Raw genomic sequence first — 22,537 nt, 5'->3', positions numbered from 1 at the left:
TTCAGCACTTAAAAGGGCTGAATATCACTAAAGGGAAAATAAGAGGCAGATATCTGGGCGCATTTACGCAAATGGATTGACTGATACCCATACCATTACCGAAATGGGCATTAGTCAATCCATTTAATTCATTCAGTCGTTAAATTGAACACTAAATACGAGAATAGCAGTGTTCACCGAATTTGGAAGTACGATCGTTTAATCTAAACGTTGAGTTCTGCTTTTTTCAAACAGTCAAACACTTCGCGATAGAATTCGGGGTGTGATTGCCAGGTCTGTCCGGTTATGATATTCCCGTCGCGCACGGCTTGCTGGGTAGAATATATGCCGCCACCCATCTCAATTTCGCTACGCACGTGTTCGTAAGCGGTTAATATTCGATTCTTCGCCAATCCCGCTGTAACCAATATCTGTATTCCATGGCAGATGGCAAAGATCCACTTTCCCTGACGATCAAACTCGCGAACCAGCTCCAGCAGCCCGGCGTGGTTTCTCAAGTATTCAGGGGCACGCCCGCCCAGTAGCAGAATGCCATCATAGTCATCTACGACTACCTCTTCAATGGTCATATCCGATTCCAGACAATAGCCAGGCCGTTCAACATATGTATCCCAACCAACCTCAAAATCGTGCATTACGAGGTTCAGGCGGCGCTTGCTCGGAGCGGCAATCAGCGCAGTATCGCCTTCTTCCTGAAAGCGGTGAACAGCATAGAGTGTTTCGTAACTTTCGCCACCATCTCCGGTGACGATCAAGATTTTGCGATTCATGGTGTAAAAGGTTAGAAAAAGGGATATTGTCAGCGTTATTTTACCCAATTAAATCAGTTAAAGTTAAAATCAGGCACTTCCTACCCAAACAGCTGGTTCGATCAATCTGTCTTTCTAGTTGATTTTAGAGGTATCGAATCAAAACGGGCTTAATTTCTCACAACGATCAATCTGTATCCTCACCAACAAAGGCTATGTAACCTATTGTTTATCAAGCGTCTTGACACACGCAGCGATGTGTTGTTGATAAGATTCAACACAGGGAGAGGAATAAAAAAATAGTCACGCTTTTTGTCACCATGAGACAATTCGGTGGTATCATTTTTATAGGAATAACACAACGGCAAGCCATCATCTACTAATCAATTGTATATGGACGCCGCACTACGAAGCTCAAAACCTCTCGACTAATAATTTCAAGTTAATTCTACGAACAAAATTTCTGATACTATTTGATTCGGGAATTAAAAAATCATCAAATTGACTCAATATCAGTACAATAAATCTCTAATTCATAGAAAACCATTTTTTTATTTAGACTTAAATCCGATTAAATAGCCTACCTTCCCGATATAGAAATAACTCACATCTTAAATATAAATATAATGATAATACGTATAGTAGTAATTCTAGGAATATTGCTAATCCCGTTCTCCAGGATGAGTTTTGCTCAGGTTGCTCCTGATTTAGGTACCACCAGTCAATTTGCGTTATTTACGGCAGTTGGTGACTATACCAATACAGGGACTACAACGATTACTGGAGACATCGGTACAAATGCAGGAACCTATGATGATGGATTTTCGCTGGTTACTCAGACTGGCACCAGATATACTCCTGGCGATGTTACCGCCGAGGCCGCGGTAGATGTAGTCTTTGCATTTACGGACTTCAACAAAAATACCTGTGATGCAACCCAAACCAGTGTAACATTAGGAAACGGCCAGACATTGCTTCCAGGCCAGTATTGTTATGGAGATGCTACTCCACTAGAGGGAATACTAACCCTCGATGGAAATGCTGATCAGAATTCAATTTTTATTATCCGGATAGGAGGAGCATTTTCTGCTGCTGCATTATCACAAATCAGTTTGGCCAACGGAGCCAATTGGGACAATGTATACTTTCAGGTAGCAGGTGCCCTAAATGTTGGTGCCGGTGCGATGCTTACCGGGACCTTCGTAGCGTCAGGTGCCATTAACCTCTCCGAGGCCGCGATTATTGACGGCCGAATGATGACTACAGCCGGAGCCGTTAATCTCGCCAGCAACGTCGTGACATTGCCATCTTCATCACTTCCTGTTACACTCTCAGCTTTTACAGCGATGAAGGGTGAAAATTTTACCAGCGTACTTAAATGGGAAACTACCTCAGAAACAAATAGCGATCGCTTTGAAGTGCAACGCAGCACTACTAAAAAGGTTTGGGAAACAATTGCAGTCGTTTCCGCAGCAGGGGAAAGCATGAAATCGACGTCCTACGTTTTCACTGACGGTAGTCCAATACATGGATCGAACTTATATCGGTTGAAAATGATAGATATAGACGGCACATTCTCGTTCAGCAGAATTCAGAATATTGACTTTCCAATAGTTAAATCTATCAGCGGATATCCAAATCCCGTTCGTGACTGGTTGACAGTGACTGGAAAAGGCACAAGCCAAATTGAGCGTATCCAGCTTAATGATTTGACCGGAAGACCATTTTTCGATTTATCAAAACAGATACTGCCGGAAACTTCTACACTCATTGATGTGAAGAGTCTTCCAGTTGGTATATATCTAATCAAACTTACCCTTGCCAGCGGAGGAACGGATTATTTAAGAATAGTAAAAGAATAGCATGGCCACGCTGCCCAAAGCAATTATTTGACAACGTTTCACTATACACACAAAAAACCTACTCTATTGTTTCTATTTTCCACCGAACCCATTTTCACTTATGCCGACATTTCAGGATTTAATAATTGGGCACCAAAGAAGAACCAGCGCTATTATTGACGGGTATATCAATAAGTATCAAGATATGGAAGCTCCGAAAACAATTTATACCTGGAACTTATTTCTCGTTGAAAACGCGAAAGATGTGATCGCCGATCTCGCTCAAAGCTCCATTGATGTTTTTCATGAAGCTATCGTCGGCGAGGTCAGTCTCGACAGAGATGACTTCAATTCGATCCGGGGCGTAAACCTCGGTGCCGCCGCACGTTATCAGGAAGAATTGAGAGTGCTCTATGAAACACTCGTTCGTGACGAAAAAGCAAAGAATAGTTTACAAACCAAACTCGATTCGGATTCATTAAGTCAGGTGTCATAATTACATGAGATGAGCTGGTGGACACCGGCTCATTTCTTTTTTGGCCGATATCGGAAATTTGAATTACCATCACATCTCCAATTCATTAGTCTTTGATCAAATGCACCGTTTCCAGGCTTAGCGGCTTCTGATGAAAACCTTTAACAAACGGGTTTTTTTTCGCTTTTTCAATATCACTCAGGTTGAGCGAGGAAGACAAAATGTAAATCGAAATTTGGTCATGAATTTTCTCATTGAAAGTTTCAAATTTTTTCAGGAATTCCCACCCATTTATTAAAGGCATATTAATGTCTAAAAAAACAGTGGCCTCGCTGCCGTTTGCTTTATCGCCATATTGTTCTTCGATAACCTGAAGCGCCTTTTCTGGATTAGTAAAAAGGGTAATCTCAGCATCCTTGTCAAATTTAAGGATGATGTGCTTACAGACGAGGTTATTAAAGGGGTCGTCGTCAACGACTATGAAACGGTTTAATGCTTTCATTTTGAGAGATTTTCGTTTGTTTTACAAGTGAATTCTATCCAAAACGTGGTTCCTTTGTTTACTTCACTGACCACCGAGATCTTACCCCCTAGTATTTCGACCTGCGTTTTGACTATAAAAAGCCCCATGCCTTTTCCTTCGACGTGATTATGGAAGCGTTTGTATATACCGAAAAGCTCCCCCTTGTTTTTTTCCAGATCAATTCCAATCCCGTTATCCTTAACAGAAATAATCAACTTGCCATCCTTGGCCATACTCTGGATCTCGACGATCGGTGTTACACCTAACCGGTGATATTTGATTGCATTGATGATCAGGTTATATAATATGCTGTGCAGATAAGTTTTCATTGTTTCGAACTCGCTGACCGCACGGAAGTCTGTAATAATCCGAACTTTATCCCTAATAATAAGACCCTGAATACTGGACTCAATATTTTCGACAAGTGCCTGAAGATCTACCCTTTCATTCTTCTCAACGATCTGCTGTTTAACCTGTAGAATTACATTCAGGTCAACAATCACGTCATCCAGCCGCTGGACATTATCCAGAATACCTTTCAGGAATTCCTCCTTAAGATCGGCTGGATAAGAGTCGTCGCCCAGGAGATTTCCGAGACCCATGATATTGGCAACAGGTGCGCGAAGGTTGTGAGAGACCATATATGAAAACTGTTCAAGACCTTTATTTGAAAGCTCGAGCTCATTGGAGTACTCTTGTAAATTTTTGTTCAGTTCATTAAGTTTTGTTTCGGATAGCCTCCGCTCGGTAATATCTTTAAAGAAAACAGACAAACCGTTCATGGATGGATATGCGCTGATTTCAAGCCAGGTTTCTAACGGCAAATAGTAATCCTCAAAATGAACGATCTGATTGGTTTCAACTGCGAGATTGTAATTTTTATATGATTCAGATCCCACGCTACCAGCAAAAACCTCCCATAGGTTTTTGCTCAATATTCCATTTTTGGGCTGGGCCAGAAGACGGGCGGCTTCTTTGTTCCAATAGTTAACAACCCAATGTTTATCAACCGCAAAAAAAGCATCTCCAATACTTTCAAGAATTACATTTTTTTCCTCGTAGGCTTCCAGTAATTCGAGTTCGATTTTTTTCATTTTATCGATATCCTGGATACTACCGGAAAGAATAACCTTTTCGTTAACGCGTTCGGCCGCACCAATCACCCTTACCCACCGAAGGTTGTTTTTAGCAGTAACAATCTGAAGTTCAAGATCAAAAGGTGTTTGTTTTTCGGCTACCTGCTCAAGTGCGGTAGCAATCATTTCATGGCTGTGGCCAGCTTTATAAAAATCCAAAGCGGTTTTCGTATCTGGTATAAAATCACTTTCCACCTCATGAATCAATTTTGTCATCGGCGACCAAAACACGCGGTTATTGACCAGGTCGGCCTCATAGCTCCCGATGCTGGCAAGTGTGGTTGCCTTCTCTAAAAGAAGTGCTAATGCCTTATTTTGGGTAATATCGGTTGAAACGCCGACAATTCCGGTTAGCTGATGATGCTGATCATATATTGGTGAGGTGCTTAGTAAAACTGAGCATGGCGCGCCATCCTTTTTGCAGATATTAAATTCGCCAGTCCAGTTTTCATCAATTTTTAGCGCATTGACAACTTGCTGACCTTCCGGCTGACTTGCCGTTAAAGGGGTGACCTCAGCGATGTTTCTCCCCAACGCTTCTCCGGCTCCAAATTCATAAAGGTTTTCCGCTGCTTTGTTCCAATAATTAATCTTACCGTTCAGATCTGTTGCTATGACGCCCTGCCCGATGGTATTCAGTAATTCTGCCTTAAAATGATACTCTTGTTCTGCGTTTTTTTGTTTCGTGATATCATCTACAAAACAGGACAACCCAATCACATTTTTATTTTCCCAAATCGGATAGAAGGAAAAACAGGTATAAGTATATAGACCGTTTGTCAGAAACTCTTTTTCAAACTTGACAATTTCGCCATTCAGCGCCTTTTTGTAACGATCTCTCCATTCTTCGGTTGCTTCCGGATCAAATTTTCTAATGAATTCAAATATATTATAGCCTGCAGTAAGCTCTATATTGTAATTTTCCTTCAGGTTTTTTCGGAGAGGGCTGTTAAAGGTTACATAGTTCAAATCTCTGTCGAGCGAATAAATAAATGAATCCGTATTTTCAATAATGGCATTGAGATTTGCCTCGGACCTTACAATCGTTTCCGCAGCCTTTTTCTGCCTGGTGATATCCTGGCAAGTTCCAACCAGTAGGTAGGGCAATCCGCGAATATCCTTTGATACACTCCATCGCTCCTCAACTACCTTTTCCATTCCGTCAGTTCCAATGATCCGATGCTCTATGCTTTGCTGACCACCTGGTTGTAAAGAACCAATCAGCACCCTATCGACAGCTTTACGGTCATCAGGGTGAATCAAACGCAGAAAAGCTTGATACGTCGGAGTAAAATTGACGTCGCTTTTTTCGAAAATAGTATATGTTTGCTCAGACCAGATCAACTCGAGGTTTTCAAGGTTAATTTCCCAGCTGCCAATTTTAGCCATTGATTGTGCTTGTTTCAACCTGTATTCGCTGAGCTCTAACTTCAGTCCGGCATTTTTAAGCTCTGTTATATTCTGGTGAGAAAGAACGACTTTGGAATCGTCCTGACCAAATTTCTTGACCTGGAGGATAAACCATTGCTTCTCAATCAAAGAATCGCAACGGTATTCCATTTCAAAAACGTCGTTTTCCTTACTAAAAACAGATGAAATGCCATCCAAAGCTTGCTTTGCATCGTTATCTCCTTCAAGGATCGCCTTCTCACAAAGTTCAAAATAATTGCTACCTATCGAGGTTCTGGCAAGAGTGCCCGCTCCGTTCGTTTTTCCGAAGTCGTCCCATGCTTTATTTGCCGCTATCATCGTTCCGGTATTATCAATCACGCAAATGTGTGAACTCAGAGATGCAAGAACACCCTTGCTAAACTCCTCACTATCGATTAAAAGCTGCTCAGTCAGTTTTCGATGGCTGATATCCCGAATAAAAATCGACGTCTTTTCATCCCCATAAGCGTCGTGAAATACTGTTGATGATATTTCGGCTGCAAAGCGAGAGCGGTCTTTCCGCATAAAAAAGATCTGTCCATCTGCATTTCCCGTCTGGCTGCGCTCCTCCAACAGGATATTCAGCCTGGGATCGGTAACATCAACTAAACCCAGCTTACCAGCAGCGATAATTTCACCCTCGGTCATTTGAAAAATGTTGCAGGCAGCATGATTGGCTTCAAGAATTTCTCCATTTTTCGAAATAAGCAGAATACCATCCATACTAGTTTCAAACAGAAGGCGATATTTCTCTTCGCTTTTAGCAAGCACCAGATCACTGAGTTTTTTCTGAGTTACGTCCCGAACATTATTAACAAGACCATTAATGGCCGGATTACCCATCATGTTATTTATCGCATTCTCTATCCAGCGCCACTCACCATTTTCGTGTTTTACGCGAATCGCATCACCCTGTATTGTTATCCCGGGAGCTGCCTCTGCCTGCTTGATGACTGCCATGAGTTCAGCGGAGTCGTCAGGATGAACCAACCCGAAAAGGTTCGACAACATTTCATCGTCAGCCTTGTAACCCAGGACGTCTGTGATTGAGGGCGATATATAGGACGTTATCCCATTCGCCGACAGGATGGCCATACCATCCTTGCTATTTTCAACCAGCAACCTGAACTTTTGCTCGTTTTGGATCAACGCGTCCTGTGCAATTTTTCTGTCTGTGATGTTCTTGAAATTATCTGCTATCCCGTAAATTTCAGGGTTATCCAAGAAGTTAGTAATCGCTGCCCCCGACCATTTTCTACAAAGATTTAAATTCCTTTTATGCTCTTTTTTTAAACGAAACTTTTCCAGTGCATTGATTATCGCTAGCGGAAGGCGGTATAAACGATCCTTTACCAGGTAGTCATCCGCACCCTCGCGGATCAATTCCACAGCAGTTTCTTCGTTTGTAGCAGCCGTAACGACGATAAACGGGATATCAAGATTGGTTTGCTTGAAGATATTCAGAGCTTCGATAGAGCGAAAGGAAGGCAGTGAATGTTCCGCCAGAACCAGGTCAGGTGAAAATTCTGTCAGCGCCGCTATAAACCGATCCTTGCTGTCAACAATCAGTCTTCGGAAAAGTATCTTGGATTTGATGAGCGCATCGTAGACCACGTCTGCATCACCGCGCAGACTTTCAAGATGTAGAATATTTAAGGGTTCATTCATGACGCTAGTGTTTAATGAGGGTTTGAGGCGGAGCAGAGATTTAGCAGTCTGCGATGGTGCAGCATATGATTAGTAAAAAGAAGCGCTACGATAAGGCTTCCGAATCATGCAGACAAATGATGGACGATGATAAATGCCCTCCAATGAACTATAGTGAAAAAAAGGAATCAGGTTATTGAGGCCGCCCGCCGACACGCCAATTGCTATGATATGGTGCGTTTCGGCTGTAAACATGATGTCTTACGGAAAGGGTGGAAAGTTCGCTTGGTAGCATCAAAACTTACTGACTTTAATTACTAATCATTAAAGGGCTAGATCGATATAAAATTGCTTCTCAATGCGTCGAATGAAGTAATAGAATATTAAGATTAAAAGTATGCCAAGACGTTATGGCGATTCGACAAGATTAAAAACTAACAATGGGGCATTTTATCCATACTTTATTATCCCACCTTTCATATGGGCTGGCCTGCGCGGAATGGTTCGTTACGACAGGGCTACTCAAGACAGCAGTATATGTGTCCTTACCGCAGAGATATCCATCCTAAACATTGTAATTACCACACAAACAACAGATTGCAGAGCAGCCCTTTCAAAAAAATCTGTATTAATGGGTAACACAATACATACCGTTCTCCATGAAATCAGGGGACTCAAGACTAATGGATAGTACGTAATTAAATGCTGGAAAGCTGCATTTGTTTCCGATAAGCACCTGGCGGCCTTCCTACTGCTTTTTTGAAGACGCGCGTGAAATGCGGCGCACTCTCGAATCCCGTCAAATGAGCGATCTCGGACACGGATGCGAGGCTAGTCGCCATGATATGCATCGCCCGCTCTACGCGTGCGCCGTAAATAAAACTGAGCGGACGGGTTCCGGTATGCTTTTCGAAGAGACGTGAAAAATATTCTGAATTTAGATTCGCCCGGTCTGCCAGGAGCTTGACTGTGAGAGGCAGATGCAGGTTGACATATACAAACTGCATGGCATCAAGCACTTTGGCCGGGACATTGCCGGCTTGTTTTGCCTGAAAAGTTTCGGCAACCAAAAAGCGCGAAATGAGCTGAAACAGAATACCCTGTGTTTCCAGAAAATCGGAGAACTTCTGCTGGTTGTTCAACTCCTGGTATTCCTTGTAATAAACGTTTTTTTCATAAACCTGCGGGTTATCAGATCTGTTGATCCCGCGCCCGGGATTGATATCGACCAGTCGTCGAAATCCGATGAGATCCATATCAGTGGCCTTCACTTTGTGTATGTGACGCACATTAGAAAACAGCGACTTCCCACTGGTCGATTCTTCAAAAAACTGAACAAAATATTGGCTCAGGTGATGCTCACAAACCAGGTTACAAAGCGTGTAGGATGGGATAATGTATAAATATCCGGGTTCCAAAGTGAGCGTTTTGTCGACATCGGATATCGTTCCTTCTCCTCCATCAATATAGTAAATTCGATGGTAAGGGCTAATTACATTTTTGTAATTCCACCGGAAGTCAAGCTGCACGTAATCGGTGTTCAGCAGCGATAATGTTTGCGTGAGAAATCGTTTATTCATTAATCATGACAAAGTAGTCCGAAAGATAGTAAAAGTCTGTTTCAGTCAATAAAAAGTCTTTTTTCATTCCCATTTTTATTGAGGGCACACCCTACTTTTGACTTTCGGATCCTGATTGAACTACCCAACCTTTGAATATGAATGTCCCATCTTTTGCGCGAAGACCATTAATCTTCCTCGTAATCATCTTATTTTCAACGGGCTTTAATGCAGCATCTGCGCAAACTCCGCGTGTGCGCGAAAATTTCGATTTCTGTTGGCAGTTTCATAAAGGAGACATCGCCATCAAGCGAGCCGTGAAAGCAGGCAGACAGGGCGGTTTGACGGATGCTGATGTTAAGGTTATTGAGGGAGAGGAGGCTATTATTGCCTACACAGACAAAAATAAAGTCGCTGCATACAAAGCCAGCGACTGGACAAACGTGAATCTCCCTCACGACTGGCTTATTGAGGAGCAATATGTGCACGATGACAATATTAGCAGTCAGCCAGCTGGTAACGGCTATCTGCCGACCGACATCGGCTTTTATCGAAAAGAGTTCGAAATCGAAAGTGCCGATCTGGGGAAGTCCATATCAATTGAGTTCGACGGGATTTTTCGCAACAGCACGGTGTGGGTTAACGGGAATTTGATGGGTAATCACAAAAGCGGTTACACGCCTTCATTTTACGATCTGACCAATGTCCTGCGCTATGGGGATGAGGGCAAAAATGTCATTTTGGTCAAAGTCGATGCGACAGATACTGAAGGCTGGTGGTATGAAGGTTGTGGGATATACCGGCATGTATGGATGACTAAAACCGCCCCGCTTCACGTCGCCCGATTCGGGACATTCATCACTACGCCAAGCATAACACCGGAAAAAGCAGTTGTCAGTATCAAAACGACCATTGAAAACGAGGAAGCTGTAACCAAGGTTTTTCAGGTGATTTCGAGAATTATGGACGCTGCCGGAAACATCATTGATACGCAAACAATCTCCGGCTCCACTGCCCCATTATCAAGCAAAGAGCTATCTCAAACCGGCTCTGTTGCAAGGCCAAAACTGTGGAGCCCGGAAACGCCAAACCTTTACAAAATCCAGACCGAGGTTATTGAAAATGGAGCGGTTACCGACAATTATGAGACTATATTTGGAATCAGAACCGTAGAGATCACAACCAATGGTTTCTTCCTGAATGGCAAGGCTTACCCGATTAAAGGCACAGCCAATCACCAGGACTTTTCGGGCGTGGGCGTTGCGCTTCCTGACAAAATCAACTGGTATAAAATCAAGCTCCTTAAAGAAATGGGCAGCAATGGTTACCGCACGGCCCATAACCCGCCTACCCCGGAAGTACTCGACATTTGCGATAGGGAAGGGATGCTGGTTCTGGACGAAAACCGATTACTTACCAGCACGCCCGACGGTCTCGAAGAACTGAAGACACTCATGCTGCGCGACCGGAACCATCCCTCAGTTTTTATGTGGTGCCTTGAAAATGAAGAATCACTCGAAGGCAAGGTAGCAGGAACAAGGATCCTCAAAAAAATGGCAGAAACCGCCCGCCAGCTCGACCCTACCCGACCAGTTACCGCTGCAATGAACCATGGCTGGAATGAGGGCGGATATGCCGATGTGATCGATGTGGTTGGCTACAATTATGGGCAGCGAGGGATGCAGTATGTCAAAGACCACGAAAAATATCCATCCCGGAAAATGTTCGTCACAGAATCAACGAGTTATGTGTCCACGCGCGGCGAATATGTGGATGATAAGGAAAAGGGTTACGTTTCCAATTTTGGAAAGGGAATCAGCTGGGGATTGCAGCCGGGACAGGATTGGAAACACATCGTTTTATATCCGTACCTGAGCGGCACATTCGTCTGGACGGGCTTCGACTATCGCGGCGAGCCAACGCCCTACAGATGGCCCTGCGTAAGCTCGCATTTCGGTATTATGGATCTTTGCGGGTTTCCGAAAGATGGCTACTATGGCTACAAAGCAGCGTGGACGGATCAGCCGATTGTGCATGTTTTCCCACATTGGAACTGGCCGGGCAAAGAAGGTCAGAAGATGAAATTCAGAGGATATAGCAATTGCGAGGAAGTTGAAATTTTGGTCAATGGCAAGAGTATTGTCAAAAAACAGCTCTCTGCCTTTGAATATTTTGAACAGGATATTATTTACAAACCTGGGAAATTGGAAGTTCTAGGGTTCAGGGGCGGAAAACTGGTTGCAAAACAGCTTATTGAAACAACAGGCAGTCCGTCCAAAATATCAGCCAGATCTGACACGCTCATATTAAAAGCAGATGGACGGGATGTTGCCATTATCAATATCGAAATCAGAGATGCGAAAGGTCGAATAGTACCAACCGCTGACAATTTGATTCAGTTTGCGATCGAAGGCAACGGACATATTATTGGCACCGGCAACGGCAATCCAAGCAGCCACGAACCGGATAAGTCCGATCGCCGGAAAGCATTTAATGGGCTTTGTCAGGTGTTGGTACAGTCCGACAAAAAAGCGGGCAAAATTAAACTTAAAGTGATTTCGGATTCGCTGGCAGGTGATGAAGTGGTTATAACGGTCAATTAACGGGCTTTGTGGAAATCTGAGGCAAACAAAAAATATATCCATAGCTGTCTTGCTTGCTATGCAGGTCATGGATGCATTCCGACCTACATCAAAATGCCCCCTATATCAACGAAGATATTTAGATGACTTGGATGATAAAAGATAAAGTTAAATAATGGAGCATATGAATAATACAGTTTTCAGGCGGTTTTGCAAGACGATGGAGCTGCGCGACGACCCGTCTTTGATCGCATCTTACAAGAGGGCTCATGCAAAAGGAGCAGCCTGGGCGGAAATCACACAAGGAATGAAAGAGGTGGGAATATTGGATATGGAAATCTATCTCACAGGGACAAAGCTTTTCATGATTATGGACACAATCGAAGATTTCGATCATCAACTGGCCATGGACGAACTGGCAAAAAAGCCTCGCCAAAGTGAATGGGAAGAATATATGGCCCAATTTCAATCCACCACTCCAGATTCAACCGCGGACCAAAAATGGACCCTGATGGAGCAAATTTATAAAATGGAATAATACCGATTAACATTCAACCGAACGTATCATAATGAAAAATTCAAAGTCTGAAAATACCTTTTTAAAAAACCGAAAGATGCACAGAGGCCTTTTGGCTGCACTGTTCATAGCGCAATCATTTACTGCGTGTCTGGCTCAACCTAATGCGCCGAAACCATTCGGGCCTGTACCCACTGAAAACCAGATCCGGTGGCAGCAAATGGAATATTATGCGTTTATTCACTTGTCTACCAACACATTCACAGATCAGGAATGGGGATATGGAGAAGACGATCCAAAAATCTTCAATCCGGAGAAACTGGATGCACGTCAATGGGCGCGGGTATGCAAGGCAGCAGGCATGAAAGGTATTATTTTGACAGCCAAACACCACTCCGGCTTCTGTCTCTGGCCTTCGAAGTATACGGAATATTCTGTCAAAAATTCCAGCTGGAAAGGGGGCAAGGGCGACATCGTCAAAGACCTTGCGGAGGCTTGCAAAGAATATGGTTTAAAACTGGGCATATACTTGTCTCCCTGGGACCGTAACTATGCCGATTATGGCAAGCCGGAATATATCACCTATTTCCGCAACCAGCTTACGGAATTATTGACCAACTATGGCGAGGTTTTCGAGATCTGGTTTGATGGCGCTAATGGCGGCTCTGGCTATTACGGCGGGGCAAAGGAAACCCGCAAAATCGATGCAAAAACCTACTATGATTGGAAAAACACCTATCAATTGATCCGAAAATTACAACCTAATATCGTTATCTGGAACGACGGAGGTGACAGAGCCGACCTTCGATGGGTAGGAACCGAGGATGGACATGTGGGGGAGAAAAACTGGAGCTTGCTCAATGCAACTGGCGAGGTAAGCAGAGAAATGCTACGCCATGGCGTCGAAAACGGCGATTCATGGGTGCCGGGAGAAGTCAATACGTCCATCCGTCCGGGCTGGTTTTATCATGAATATGAGGATACCAAGGTTAAAACATTGCCGCGTTTAATGGAAACTTATTACAGCTCATTTGGCCGGAATGGGACAATGTTGCTCAATTTCCCGGTTGACAAGCGTGGTTTAATTCATGAAAATGATGAAAAAGCCGTTATTGAAATGGCCGACGCGGTTAAGAAAGCATTTGCCGTCGACCTTGCTGCAAACAAAAAAGTGAGCGCTTCAAACACGCGTGGAAACGCGAAAGATTTCGGACCGGAAAAAGCCGTTGACGGGAAAAATGACACTTACTGGGCAACAGACGACAACCTGAAAACTGGATCGTTGACGATTGATTTTGGCAAACCAACTGCGTTCAATCGTTTTTTAGTTCAGGAAAATATTGCTTTGGGCCAGCGGGTGAAAGCATTTAAAGTCGAAGCACGGGTTGGCAACGAATGGAAGTTGCTGGATGAGCAAACGACCATCGGTTATAAGCGCATCTTGCTTTTCCCGACTGTGGAAGCATCCCAAGTTCGCTTCACCATCATAGACTCGAAAGCTGCCCCGGTGATTTCCAACATTGGTGTCTTCAACGCGCCACAGATCCTGACTGCACCCAATATTAGCAGAAATAAGGACGGCGCTGTTACTATCGAAGCAGCCGACAAAGAATCTGTAATTTATTACACCACAAATGGCAGCCCCGCGACTAAAAAATCGATGCGATATACCGGTGCGATTCAAGCTGACGGAAAATTGGAAATTCACACCATTGCAGTCGATGCAAAAACCGGCGCGACCAGTCCTGAGGCAGCGGAAAAGTTTGATATTTCGCACAAAAACTGGAAGCTGATCGACGTGAGTGACCAAAAGTCAGATGCGGTAATCGACGGAAACGCGAACACGGCCTGGTATCAACCTAAAGGACAAAAGTTGCCAGCCGATTTGATTATAGATTTGGGCAAAGAAGAAAATCTGACGGGTTTCAAATACCTTCCGGGTCAGGGTCGCACCAACGGCATCATTTCTCATTTTCAGTTTTTTGTTTCCACAGATAATCAAAATTGGAAGCTGGCAACCGAAGGAGAATTTTCAAATATCAAGAACAACCCACTAGCACAAATTAAGCAATTTGACTTGATCAAAGGACGGTATGTGAAGTTGCGGGCAACACAGAATACGCAAGGAAATGATGAGGCAGGTTATGGTGAAGTTGACGTAATTACAAAATAGGATTACATTAGCCTATTATTACTTCCCATCATGAAAGAAATTCGAAAAAATTATGATGCCCTAATAATAGGGTTTGGGAAAGGCGGCAAGACGCTGGCTGCTTTCCTGGCTAAAGAAGGCTGGAAAGTGGCCATAGTCGAGCAATCGCCGCTTATGTATGGTGGAACGTGCATTAACATTGCATGCATTCCAACCAAATCGTTAGTCCACAGTGCTGAGACCAACGTGGAATATAGCGACGCGATTAGTGAAAAGAACCGGTTGGTAACCATGCTTCGGCAACGCAATTTTGAGATGGTAGATCAGCTCCCGAATGCGACCGTGATCACCGGCACGGCATCGTTCGTGTCGCCCCGCCAGATATCCGTTCGTCTTACCGACACGGGTGAAGAAGTGCTCATTGAAGCCGATCGGGTCATTGTTAATACTGGTGCCAAGCCCGTCATTCCCAATATTCCCGGCCTTCAGCAAAGTCAGCGTATTTTCACCAGCACAACCCTTCTAGAAGCAACACAACTACCTCAGCATCTGGTAATTATCGGAGCCGGATACATCGCTCTTGAATTCGCAAGCATGTATGCGCAGTTCGGATCTACGGTAACGCTGCTAGACCGTTCCGCCACTTTCTTGCCTAATGAGGATCCCGATATTGCAGAAGTGGTTATGAAAATATTAACCGCCAGAGGGATACGGATTGAACTAGGTGCGCAGGTTGAGAAAATCATCTCCGGCGATGTCAATTCGGATACAGTCGTTTACCATCAAGGGGAAACACAAAAGGAAGCAAAAGCAACGGCCATCCTGGTTGCAACGGGGCGCCAGCCAAACACGGCAGACTTAAACCTTTTCGCTGCGGGCGTGGAGCAGAACGATCGCGGCTTTATTATAGTGGACAAACATTTAAGAACCACGGCTCCCAACATTTGGGCTATCGGCGATGTGAACGGCGGACCACAGTTTACCTACATATCCCTTGACGATTTCCGGATACTGCGAAGCCAATTTTCCCAATTTCAATCTCATACACTGCTCGACCGGAAAAACGTAGCCTCGGCATTATTCATCAGCCCTCCTTTAGCCCAGGTGGGTATGCGCGAGCATGAAGCCATTAAGCAGGGTTACCGAATTAAGGTCGCCAGCTTACCGGCTGCAACCAGCACCCGTGCGCAGATTTTAAGAGAAACCGAAGGCATTTTGAAAGCAGTGGTGGACGCCGATACGAACAAAATATTAGGTTGTACATTGCTTTGCGCCAATAGCAGTGAACTCATCAATCTGGTACAACTTGCCATGAATGCCGGGCTCGATTACACCATATTACGCGATACGATTTACACGCATCCTTCAATGAGTGAGTCTCTTAACGACCTTTTTGCAAAAATATAATGGCTCGAAAGGGATAGAGTTGCTACGGATCATTAAAAGTGATTTCGGGATATATTGCTTATTATTTTCCCCAGAGACAATTTGATCTATAATTTCCAGAGAATGTGTATGCTGCCGGCGGAGAGGCCGGGATCGTGATGCTGCTGCCCGGGTCAAAAACCAAGGAGTTTCGAATTTTAATAATTTAACCAGCCATCAGCTTCATATTCTTTCGCGACTAGTCAAAGGCCTTCAACTTTGGTTTTGAAAAGTAAACGCCTACCTTAGGATTAACAAAATCAAAAACAATAATGCGATAATACAATTGCAATAGTCATAAAATCTCAAATTATGTTCATACATAAAAATCAGGTCTTTATTCTCTTTTTCTGTATTTGCTTATTTAGTTGTCAAAATGATCAAAGGGAGCAGCAGCTTGCCCAACGTGAACGGGCAGTGGCAGAAAAAGAGAAAGAATTTGCCATGAAAGAAGCTGACTATTATTCATTAATGCGCATGAGGGATAGTCTTCTGACTAAAAAAGATACCGTGGTCATTCAGCGCTGGCCGGAGGCGATCGCCGGGTTATGGAATGCCAAATCCGTATGCCGTGAATCCAATTGCAGTGAGTATGTAATCGGCGATCAACGTGCAAACTTTTGGGAATTTATAAGTGACTCAACAGGCCTGCTTACACGGGTTACGGATAAAAATAACAATCTGGTACGTATTTATAATGCCCGATTCGACAGCACTGGAATCAACTTGCAGTTTATCAGCGATTCGTCTGCCACCAAAAAACTAACCCTCAGTATTGATCTCAGTGCTGTTTCTGCTGAATTGATGAAAGGCACCCAATCTACTAACGTCGATCAATCCTGTACTGCAAAATTTGCTGTGGAACTCACGCGATCAACAAACCGCTAATTTATGCCATTGCTCAACATCCATACCGGCAGTTTACCGATCGAGGATCCGGTATTGAAATTCCTGCTTGAACTCATCATTATTTTAAGCGCGCCACTTTTACTCAACAAAATAAAAGTACCACATCTGCTCGGTCTCTTGATTGCCGGAGCGGTGGTTGGACCGAATGGTTTAAACCTGCTCGCCCGGGACAGCAGTGTGGTGGTCACTGGCACCACCGGACTATTGTATATTATGTTTTTGGCCGGGCTTGAAATTGATTTAGGGGATTTCAAAAAGAACAAGTGGAAAAGCATAACCTTCACATTATACACCTTTGCATTTCCGTTTATACTGGGCTTTTTGGGCGGTTTTTATCTCCTGAATTTCTCCATGCTGACCTCAATTCTTTTTGCGAGTTTATTCTCTTCCCATACGCTTATTGCATATCCCCTTGTCAGCAAATTGGGCATAGCGAAAAATCTGTCGGTTAATATCACGGTGGGTGGCACAATGCTTACGGATGTCCTTTCTCTTCTGGTATTGGCTGTTGTGGTTGGGATGACGCAGGGCGAAGTCAACGGCGCTTTCTGGACACGCCTGAGCCTATCGATGATTGCCTTCGCATTGACTGTCCTTCTGGTTTTTCCAGTCATCAGCAGATGGTTTTTCAAAAGGGTTGACGATAAGATTTCTCAATATATATTCATACTCGTCATGATCTACCTGGCCGCTGTTCTGGCCGAACTTGCGGGCATTGAAGCAATTATCGGCGCTTTTTTTGCCGGACTGGCCTTGAACAAACTGATCCCGCACACCTCGGCGATGATGAACCGCGTTGAATTTGTCGGAAATGCTATTTTCATTCCATTCTTCCTGATTAGCGTCGGCATGCTGATCGACTTTAAGGTATTTGTAAAAAGCACCGAAACCTTAGTAGTCGCTGCCATTATGGTCGTTGCTTCCATTGGTGGCAAATACCTGGGAGCAATTGCAACTCAAAAAACCTTCAGGCTATCAAAAGATGAAGGCATGCTGATCTTCGGATTAAGCTCGGGATCGGCAGCAGCCACCCTTGCCTCGGTAATGGTGGCCTACAACATTATTGTATCTGAAACAGCCACCGGCGAACCGATCCGGCTACTCAGCGAACATGTGCTGAACGGCAGTATCCTGCTGATTCTGATTTCGTGTACCATCTCTTCCTTCGTATCGATGTCAAGTGCGCAGCGTGTAGCAGAAGTAGAAAGAGAAGATACGGCATCCGGTATCAACCCTGAAACGGAAAATATACTTCTGGCAGTCAATTATGAACAGACAGTTGAGAAATTGGTCAATCTGAGTTTGCTGATCAGGGCCCATCGAGAAGAAGACAAGCTCATTGCATTAAATATCATTAATGATGAAAAGAATGAATCCTCCGTCAAAAATGCAAAGAAAACACTTCATATTGCCGTTGAGACTGGTGTAGCTGCTGACGTAGAAATTCTCCCGGTGACGCGATACGACCATGACGTTGCAACCGGAATCAGTAACGTCATTAAAGAGCAGCTCATCACCGACCTTATTATTGGTTTACAGCCAGAAAAGGGATTCACCCCGTCATTCGTTCATAATTTACACAATGGTTACCTGCAGAATAATAATATCAATACACTGATCTACCATGCATCGCAGCCTATTTCAACCGTTAAGCGGTACCTTGTTTTAATTCCTCAGAAAGCGCAACAGGAAGCAGGATTTTTTAGTGCGCTACTCAGGGTATGGAATATTGCCAAAAATTCAGGAGCTGAAATGAGTTTCTATGCAGACGATTCCATTATCAATATCCTGCAAAGAGTTATCAGCAAGTCGAGTATTGAAATCTCCCTGCACAGCATAAGGGACTGGAAAGAAGGTGAGTTCGCTGCCACGCAACTATCCAACGATGAAGGTTTGATTGTGTTTATGGCAAAACGTGGAATGATTTCATATTTCAACCAAATGAGCTTTATCACAGATTTTCTAAATCAACATATCAAGGAAAACAATTTTCTCTTAATCTATCCTTCCAGTGAGAAGATACTAGATCAAAAAGAAAAGCGCTCGGTAAGCAATCATGATGACTTTGCTGAGATAGGGCAAATGATCAGCAAAATTTTTTCATAACAGCCCTCCTCGAACGTTTATAAAAGAATCAGATCAAGAAAAAGATAGCTGGTACCAACTATCCCGATGGTCAGGGTATTGCAGAAAATGATGCTCCCTTTGACTAATTACCGGAGATCACATCCCGGTATAGGGCACTAAATTCCCAGAATCCCAGTGCCCGGAAGACACTCTCAGGTCACACTTTTGGATATCTAACAATTGAGACAGGAACCTCGCTGTCTTGTGCCTGAATACTTCACCGTTTGGACCAAATTTGAATACTTCCAATCTAAATCGGAGGGATAAAAAATGAATATGCGCAAGGCACAATTTTTGATTTATTCGAAAAATGAAAAAAATAATTGTCATCATCGACAAAGGCAAAACCCTCTATGCCGCCTATTCAAGTCACCTGCATGGACTGCACGTGACCGGCACCTCAGTCGAAGAAGTAAAAAGTCTTGTGTTAAATCGTATTGAAGTTTTGAAACAAAAAAGTAAAACAGGCGAAGTGCCAGATGAGCTACGTGGAGAATATGAAATTGAATGGCTCCAACACGAACGAACCAAACAAGGGAGCAAAGGCAGGGTGAAGAGCAGCATTGCATCTTCACAGAGTATTATTGAAGAAGCCGTTAATTTCTTACGTCAGAAGGGCCACGTAATCGACAACACACCTTGGGTCACGGTTGAAGAATATTGTCGACGATTTGGTATTTCTACTCCAGAGACCGTAAGCGAATGGATTCAGAAGGGCATCATTCCACCCGACGACGTGAGAACTATAGAGGTGCCTCATCGTTTGCAAATATTACGGGCAAAGAGATACAGATCTAACTAAACGCTATACCTAAAATCGCGTGTTTACTCAGCACTATTGTGCTCATAATGAAGTACTTTGGAATAAGTAAAACCTCGTGGAAGGATGTCGAAGCGCTAAACGACTTTCATTCTTTTTCAAGGTTACCGATCCCGGGCCTTAAGGCAGCTGCTAACGCTGAAAGCAACGACGGCATCTCCCCTTCCGCACCAATATCCGGTGCGATGAGCAGAACTTTTGAGGCCAGTATACCCATTTGAGCATACACATCCGACGAATCTGCAGGATTGGCCTCAATCAATACTTTCAGTTTTTGCAACTCCTGAGCGACTGGTTGGGTATTCTCGCTTTCAGAAAGGAGAGCAATCCATTGATCGATTATAGCTACCCCAGCCTTCGCAGTTGTGGATTCTTCATTGCCCATCAGTGTACTGATAGTGGTTTCCAATAATTCGGTGGTATCAGCAAGGCCTTTCATGTTGGTCGAACTTTTTTTCTAATGAAACTCATATGTATATACGCTATAATCCGTCCAAGACAGTCACACTGGCTTGATCCGGAAGTGATGGGGAAGGAATCATCACTCTGTAGGGCATTCTCATTAAAGATCATGCCATCTCGTCCTATCAATTTGTAACATGCCTCAGGATGCCACCATCATGTTTTAAAAGAATATATCGATTGGGAAAAAGTATATGCGGATATTCTTTCCGTAAATGGGGTAAGGCCATCCAGCTTCGAACAACCTGAAAAATCTGTCAAATGTGACTTATTACCGTGACTTCTCTACAAAGCGAACATTTCCACATTCAATGCCTTTGTCTTTTTGGAGAGAGCAAACTACAGCGTGCGTTCAGGGTACCGCTTTCAGGATCAATCTTTCGAGTTCGCTCATCCTTAATGGATGTGCCATTCTACAAAAACCTTCCTTCCAAATTGTAAAAAGTTATTACTATAAAAAAAGCTGGTCTAACGGGATGCCATCGGCATGGACGGTTTGAATTTATTGCTGCAATACGGCGAAGCCCAGCTGGCATAACTTCAACTGAGACCTACCAAAAGAGTAAAAAGCCATGGCCTATTATTGGTCAAAAGGTGTAATTTTAATTTATAATTCTGTATTGTTATTTCACGCCCGGACAACTAAGTTTTTAACTAAAAAACCTTTATGAAAAAGATCGTAATCAATGGTTTTGGCCGCATCGGACGCGCTGCGCTCAAAGTAATCTTCGAAACCAGCGACCTGGAACTGGTCGGCGTTAACGACCTGTTGAGCATCGAAAACGCCGCCTATCTGCTCAAATATGACAGTAACTACGGCAAATACGAAAAGAACATTGAAGTGGAAGGCGATACTTTGGTTATTGATGGCAAACGAGTTAAATATACAAGCATCAAGGAAATTGAAAACCTGCCCTGGAAAGCACTTGAAGCGGATGTGGTAATTGAAAGTACCGGTATCTTCACAAGCCAGGCCGCGGCTGAAAGGCATCTTGCCGCAGGAGCTAAGTTTGTAGTAATCTCGGGCCCGACGAAGGATACGCCAACCATCGTACATGGTGTAAATACTGAAGACGGCAAAGTGGCAATATTTTCTTGCGCAAGCTGCACAACCAATAACATCAGTCCGATCATCGAGATATTGGGTCGCCGGCTTGGCATTAAAAAGGCTATCCTAAACACGATCCATGCTTACACTGCTTCTCAAACGTTGGTAGATGCTCCCTCCAAACGTGAACCACGCATGGGTAGGGCGGCGGCAATCAACCTTGCGCCGGCGGCTACCGGGGCAGCGGTAGCCACTACTAAGGCATTGCCACAATTTGCTGGTAAGTTTGACGGGATTGCAGTGCGGGTACCGGTGCCAGTTGGATCCATTTCGGATGTGACTTTCATTGCGGAACGCCCCACGACTGTCGAGGAAATTAACCAGATACTCATAGAAGAATCGGCCACGCCGAGATATGAAAAAGTGGTATCCGTCACAGACGAACCGCTTGTATCGAGCGACATTATTAAAAATCCTTTTGCAGCAACGGTCGATCTGGAAATGACACGCGTGGTAGACGGCGACCTGGTGAAGATAATGGCCTGGTATGACAACGAATGGGGCTTTACGAACCAGATGATTAGACAAATCCAGTCTATTTAATATAGGGTGGCGATGGCCGCCCTTAACATCTATTCCAATGAACTATTCAGAGTTGGCATTTCCTTATGATATATAGCCCAGCCAGAAAGGAATGGGTAGTCGGGGCGCTTATGAAAAGTTCATCACACAGCTATGTCGAAGGTCCGGCTGCAGTTGAAACGCGGTACATCGGCGAAATGGACAACTTATATTCCCTCGTTTGGTAAAAATGCATTCCCTTTTGTCCATCACCGCGGCGAGGCGAAGGTTTTTGTTGAGATCTATGCCGAAGCGGAAATTGTCGAATTGCTCAAACTTGGAGCAAGTTGAGCCGGAGCCATGCCATTCAATATCAAACGCTTGACTGGAACTGCCCGTAGCACACTGCACCGAGATACAGCCCAGCCGATTTAGAAAGAGTTAACAAGTCCCAAGACCGATACATTCGATAGTTGGAAATGGCTGTTTCAATGTTGCGGCAAAGCTTTACGGACAATAAGGGAGAAAGCTACAAAGTTCATGGAGTCTATCCCGGGACTTTTTTGATACCTC

At 44.0% G+C, this 22,537-nt stretch carries 16 protein-coding genes; 11 read left to right on the top strand and 5 right to left on the bottom strand.

Annotation, left to right across the window (positions count from 1 at the left end; translation table 11 throughout):
• Positions 1–203 precede the first annotated feature (203 nt).
• The gene (locus tag AC1XUD_RS02985) at positions 204–770 is read right to left on the bottom strand and encodes a DJ-1/PfpI family protein (protein ID WP_483359458.1); all 567 of its coding nucleotides are present in this window, start codon (positions 768–770) and stop codon (positions 204–206) included.
• A 605-nt stretch (positions 771–1,375) separates the two neighbouring features.
• On the opposite strand from AC1XUD_RS02985, the gene AC1XUD_RS02980 reads away from it, so the two are divergent.
• Positions 1,376–2,611 carry an ice-binding family protein gene (locus AC1XUD_RS02980; protein WP_483359457.1) on the top strand — a complete coding sequence of 412 codons (1,236 nt, stop codon included), beginning with the start codon at positions 1,376–1,378 and terminating at the stop codon, positions 2,609–2,611.
• A gap of 100 nt (positions 2,612–2,711) precedes the next feature.
• On the top strand, positions 2,712–3,086 hold the full coding sequence (locus AC1XUD_RS02975) for a hypothetical protein (protein ID WP_483359456.1): 375 nt from the start codon (positions 2,712–2,714) through the stop codon (positions 3,084–3,086).
• Positions 3,087–3,171: 85 nt separating this feature from the next.
• On the opposite strand, the gene AC1XUD_RS02970 is transcribed toward AC1XUD_RS02975, so the two are convergent.
• The 3 genes from AC1XUD_RS02970 to AC1XUD_RS02960 form a co-directional block, all read right to left on the bottom strand.
• Positions 3,172–3,567, bottom strand: coding sequence for a response regulator (locus AC1XUD_RS02970; protein ID WP_483359455.1), 396 nt, complete (start codon positions 3,565–3,567; stop codon positions 3,172–3,174).
• On the bottom strand, positions 3,564–7,823 hold the full coding sequence (locus tag AC1XUD_RS02965) for a PAS domain S-box protein (RefSeq protein ID WP_483359454.1): 4,260 nt from the start codon (positions 7,821–7,823) through the stop codon (positions 3,564–3,566). Before AC1XUD_RS02965 ends, AC1XUD_RS02970 begins: the two co-directional genes overlap by 4 nt.
• A 677-nt stretch (positions 7,824–8,500) precedes the next feature.
• Positions 8,501–9,382 (bottom strand): helix-turn-helix domain-containing protein, encoded by an 882-nt coding sequence (locus tag AC1XUD_RS02960; RefSeq protein WP_483359453.1) that lies wholly within the window; start codon positions 9,380–9,382, stop codon positions 8,501–8,503.
• Between the two features lie 137 nt (positions 9,383–9,519).
• Here AC1XUD_RS02960 and galA point away from each other — a divergent pair, with 137 nt between their 5' ends.
• The 7 genes from galA to AC1XUD_RS02925 all read left to right on the top strand — a co-directional run bounded on the left by galA (position 9,520) and on the right by AC1XUD_RS02925 (position 19,875).
• Positions 9,520–11,964: a beta-galactosidase GalA gene (gene galA / locus AC1XUD_RS02955; RefSeq protein ID WP_483359452.1), complete on the top strand. Its 2,445-nt coding sequence runs from the start codon at positions 9,520–9,522 to the stop codon at positions 11,962–11,964.
• Between the two features lie 163 nt (positions 11,965–12,127).
• Positions 12,128–12,481, top strand: a complete 354-nt coding sequence (locus AC1XUD_RS02950; protein WP_483359451.1) for an L-rhamnose mutarotase — start codon at positions 12,128–12,130, stop codon at positions 12,479–12,481.
• 76 nt (positions 12,482–12,557) lie between these two features.
• The gene (locus tag AC1XUD_RS02945; RefSeq protein ID WP_483359473.1) at positions 12,558–14,633 is read left to right on the top strand and encodes an alpha-L-fucosidase; all 2,076 of its coding nucleotides are present in this window, start codon (positions 12,558–12,560) and stop codon (positions 14,631–14,633) included.
• A 30-nt stretch (positions 14,634–14,663) separates the two neighbouring features.
• Positions 14,664–16,019, top strand: coding sequence for an FAD-dependent oxidoreductase (locus AC1XUD_RS02940; protein ID WP_483359450.1), 1,356 nt, complete (start codon positions 14,664–14,666; stop codon positions 16,017–16,019).
• Positions 16,020–16,349: 330 nt separating this feature from the next.
• Positions 16,350–16,925, top strand: a complete 576-nt coding sequence (locus tag AC1XUD_RS02935) for a hypothetical protein (protein ID WP_483359449.1) — start codon at positions 16,350–16,352, stop codon at positions 16,923–16,925.
• A 3-nt stretch (positions 16,926–16,928) separates the two neighbouring features.
• Positions 16,929–19,052: a cation:proton antiporter gene (locus AC1XUD_RS02930; protein WP_483359448.1), complete on the top strand. Its 2,124-nt coding sequence runs from the start codon at positions 16,929–16,931 to the stop codon at positions 19,050–19,052.
• Between the two features lie 331 nt (positions 19,053–19,383).
• Positions 19,384–19,875, top strand: coding sequence for a chaperone modulator CbpM (locus tag AC1XUD_RS02925; protein ID WP_483359447.1), 492 nt, complete (start codon positions 19,384–19,386; stop codon positions 19,873–19,875).
• 106 nt (positions 19,876–19,981) lie between these two features.
• Here AC1XUD_RS02925 and AC1XUD_RS02920 read toward each other — a convergent pair whose 3' ends face one another.
• Positions 19,982–20,332, bottom strand: a complete 351-nt coding sequence (locus AC1XUD_RS02920; protein ID WP_483359446.1) for a hypothetical protein — start codon at positions 20,330–20,332, stop codon at positions 19,982–19,984.
• A 690-nt stretch (positions 20,333–21,022) separates the two neighbouring features.
• Between AC1XUD_RS02920 and AC1XUD_RS02915 the strand changes: the two genes are divergently transcribed.
• Entirely contained in the window at positions 21,023–22,006 is a 984-nt protein-coding gene (locus tag AC1XUD_RS02915) for a type I glyceraldehyde-3-phosphate dehydrogenase (protein ID WP_483359445.1), read from the top strand.
• Positions 22,007–22,138: 132 nt separating this feature from the next.
• Positions 22,139–22,315 carry a hypothetical protein gene (locus AC1XUD_RS02910; RefSeq protein ID WP_483359444.1) on the top strand — a complete coding sequence of 59 codons (177 nt, stop codon included), beginning with the start codon at positions 22,139–22,141 and terminating at the stop codon, positions 22,313–22,315.
• Positions 22,316–22,537 lie beyond the last annotated feature (222 nt).

This window comes from Dyadobacter sp. HNCC25DJ184 (assembly GCF_056895215.1).
The sequence above is the reverse complement of the archived record's forward strand: the minus strand, read 5'-3'. Positions and strand labels throughout refer to the sequence as shown.

Excerpts from the sequence above, each read along its gene's own strand:
- AC1XUD_RS02975 (WP_483359456.1), top strand. The coding sequence starts at position 2,712 with ATGCCGACATTTCAGGATTTAATAATTGGGCACCAAAGAAGAACCAGC.
- AC1XUD_RS02965 (WP_483359454.1), bottom strand. The coding sequence starts at position 7,823 with ATGAATGAACCCTTAAATATTCTACATCTTGAAAGTCTGCGCGGTGAT.
- AC1XUD_RS02920 (WP_483359446.1), bottom strand. The coding sequence starts at position 20,332 with ATGAAAGGCCTTGCTGATACCACCGAATTATTGGAAACCACTATCAGT.
- AC1XUD_RS02950 (WP_483359451.1), top strand. The coding sequence starts at position 12,128 with ATGAATAATACAGTTTTCAGGCGGTTTTGCAAGACGATGGAGCTGCGC.
- galA (WP_483359452.1), top strand. The coding sequence starts at position 9,520 with ATGAATGTCCCATCTTTTGCGCGAAGACCATTAATCTTCCTCGTAATC.
- AC1XUD_RS02980 (WP_483359457.1), top strand. The coding sequence starts at position 1,376 with ATGATAATACGTATAGTAGTAATTCTAGGAATATTGCTAATCCCGTTC.
- AC1XUD_RS02985 (WP_483359458.1), bottom strand. The coding sequence starts at position 770 with ATGAATCGCAAAATCTTGATCGTCACCGGAGATGGTGGCGAAAGTTAC.
- AC1XUD_RS02935 (WP_483359449.1), top strand. The coding sequence starts at position 16,350 with ATGTTCATACATAAAAATCAGGTCTTTATTCTCTTTTTCTGTATTTGC.
- AC1XUD_RS02960 (WP_483359453.1), bottom strand. The coding sequence starts at position 9,382 with ATGAATAAACGATTTCTCACGCAAACATTATCGCTGCTGAACACCGAT.
- AC1XUD_RS02970 (WP_483359455.1), bottom strand. The coding sequence starts at position 3,567 with ATGAAAGCATTAAACCGTTTCATAGTCGTTGACGACGACCCCTTTAAT.
- AC1XUD_RS02925 (WP_483359447.1), top strand. The coding sequence starts at position 19,384 with ATGAAAAAAATAATTGTCATCATCGACAAAGGCAAAACCCTCTATGCC.
- AC1XUD_RS02930 (WP_483359448.1), top strand. The coding sequence starts at position 16,929 with ATGCCATTGCTCAACATCCATACCGGCAGTTTACCGATCGAGGATCCG.
- AC1XUD_RS02940 (WP_483359450.1), top strand. The coding sequence starts at position 14,664 with ATGAAAGAAATTCGAAAAAATTATGATGCCCTAATAATAGGGTTTGGG.
- AC1XUD_RS02910 (WP_483359444.1), top strand. The coding sequence starts at position 22,139 with ATGTCGAAGGTCCGGCTGCAGTTGAAACGCGGTACATCGGCGAAATGG.
- AC1XUD_RS02915 (WP_483359445.1), top strand. The coding sequence starts at position 21,023 with ATGAAAAAGATCGTAATCAATGGTTTTGGCCGCATCGGACGCGCTGCG.
- AC1XUD_RS02945 (WP_483359473.1), top strand. The coding sequence starts at position 12,558 with ATGCACAGAGGCCTTTTGGCTGCACTGTTCATAGCGCAATCATTTACT.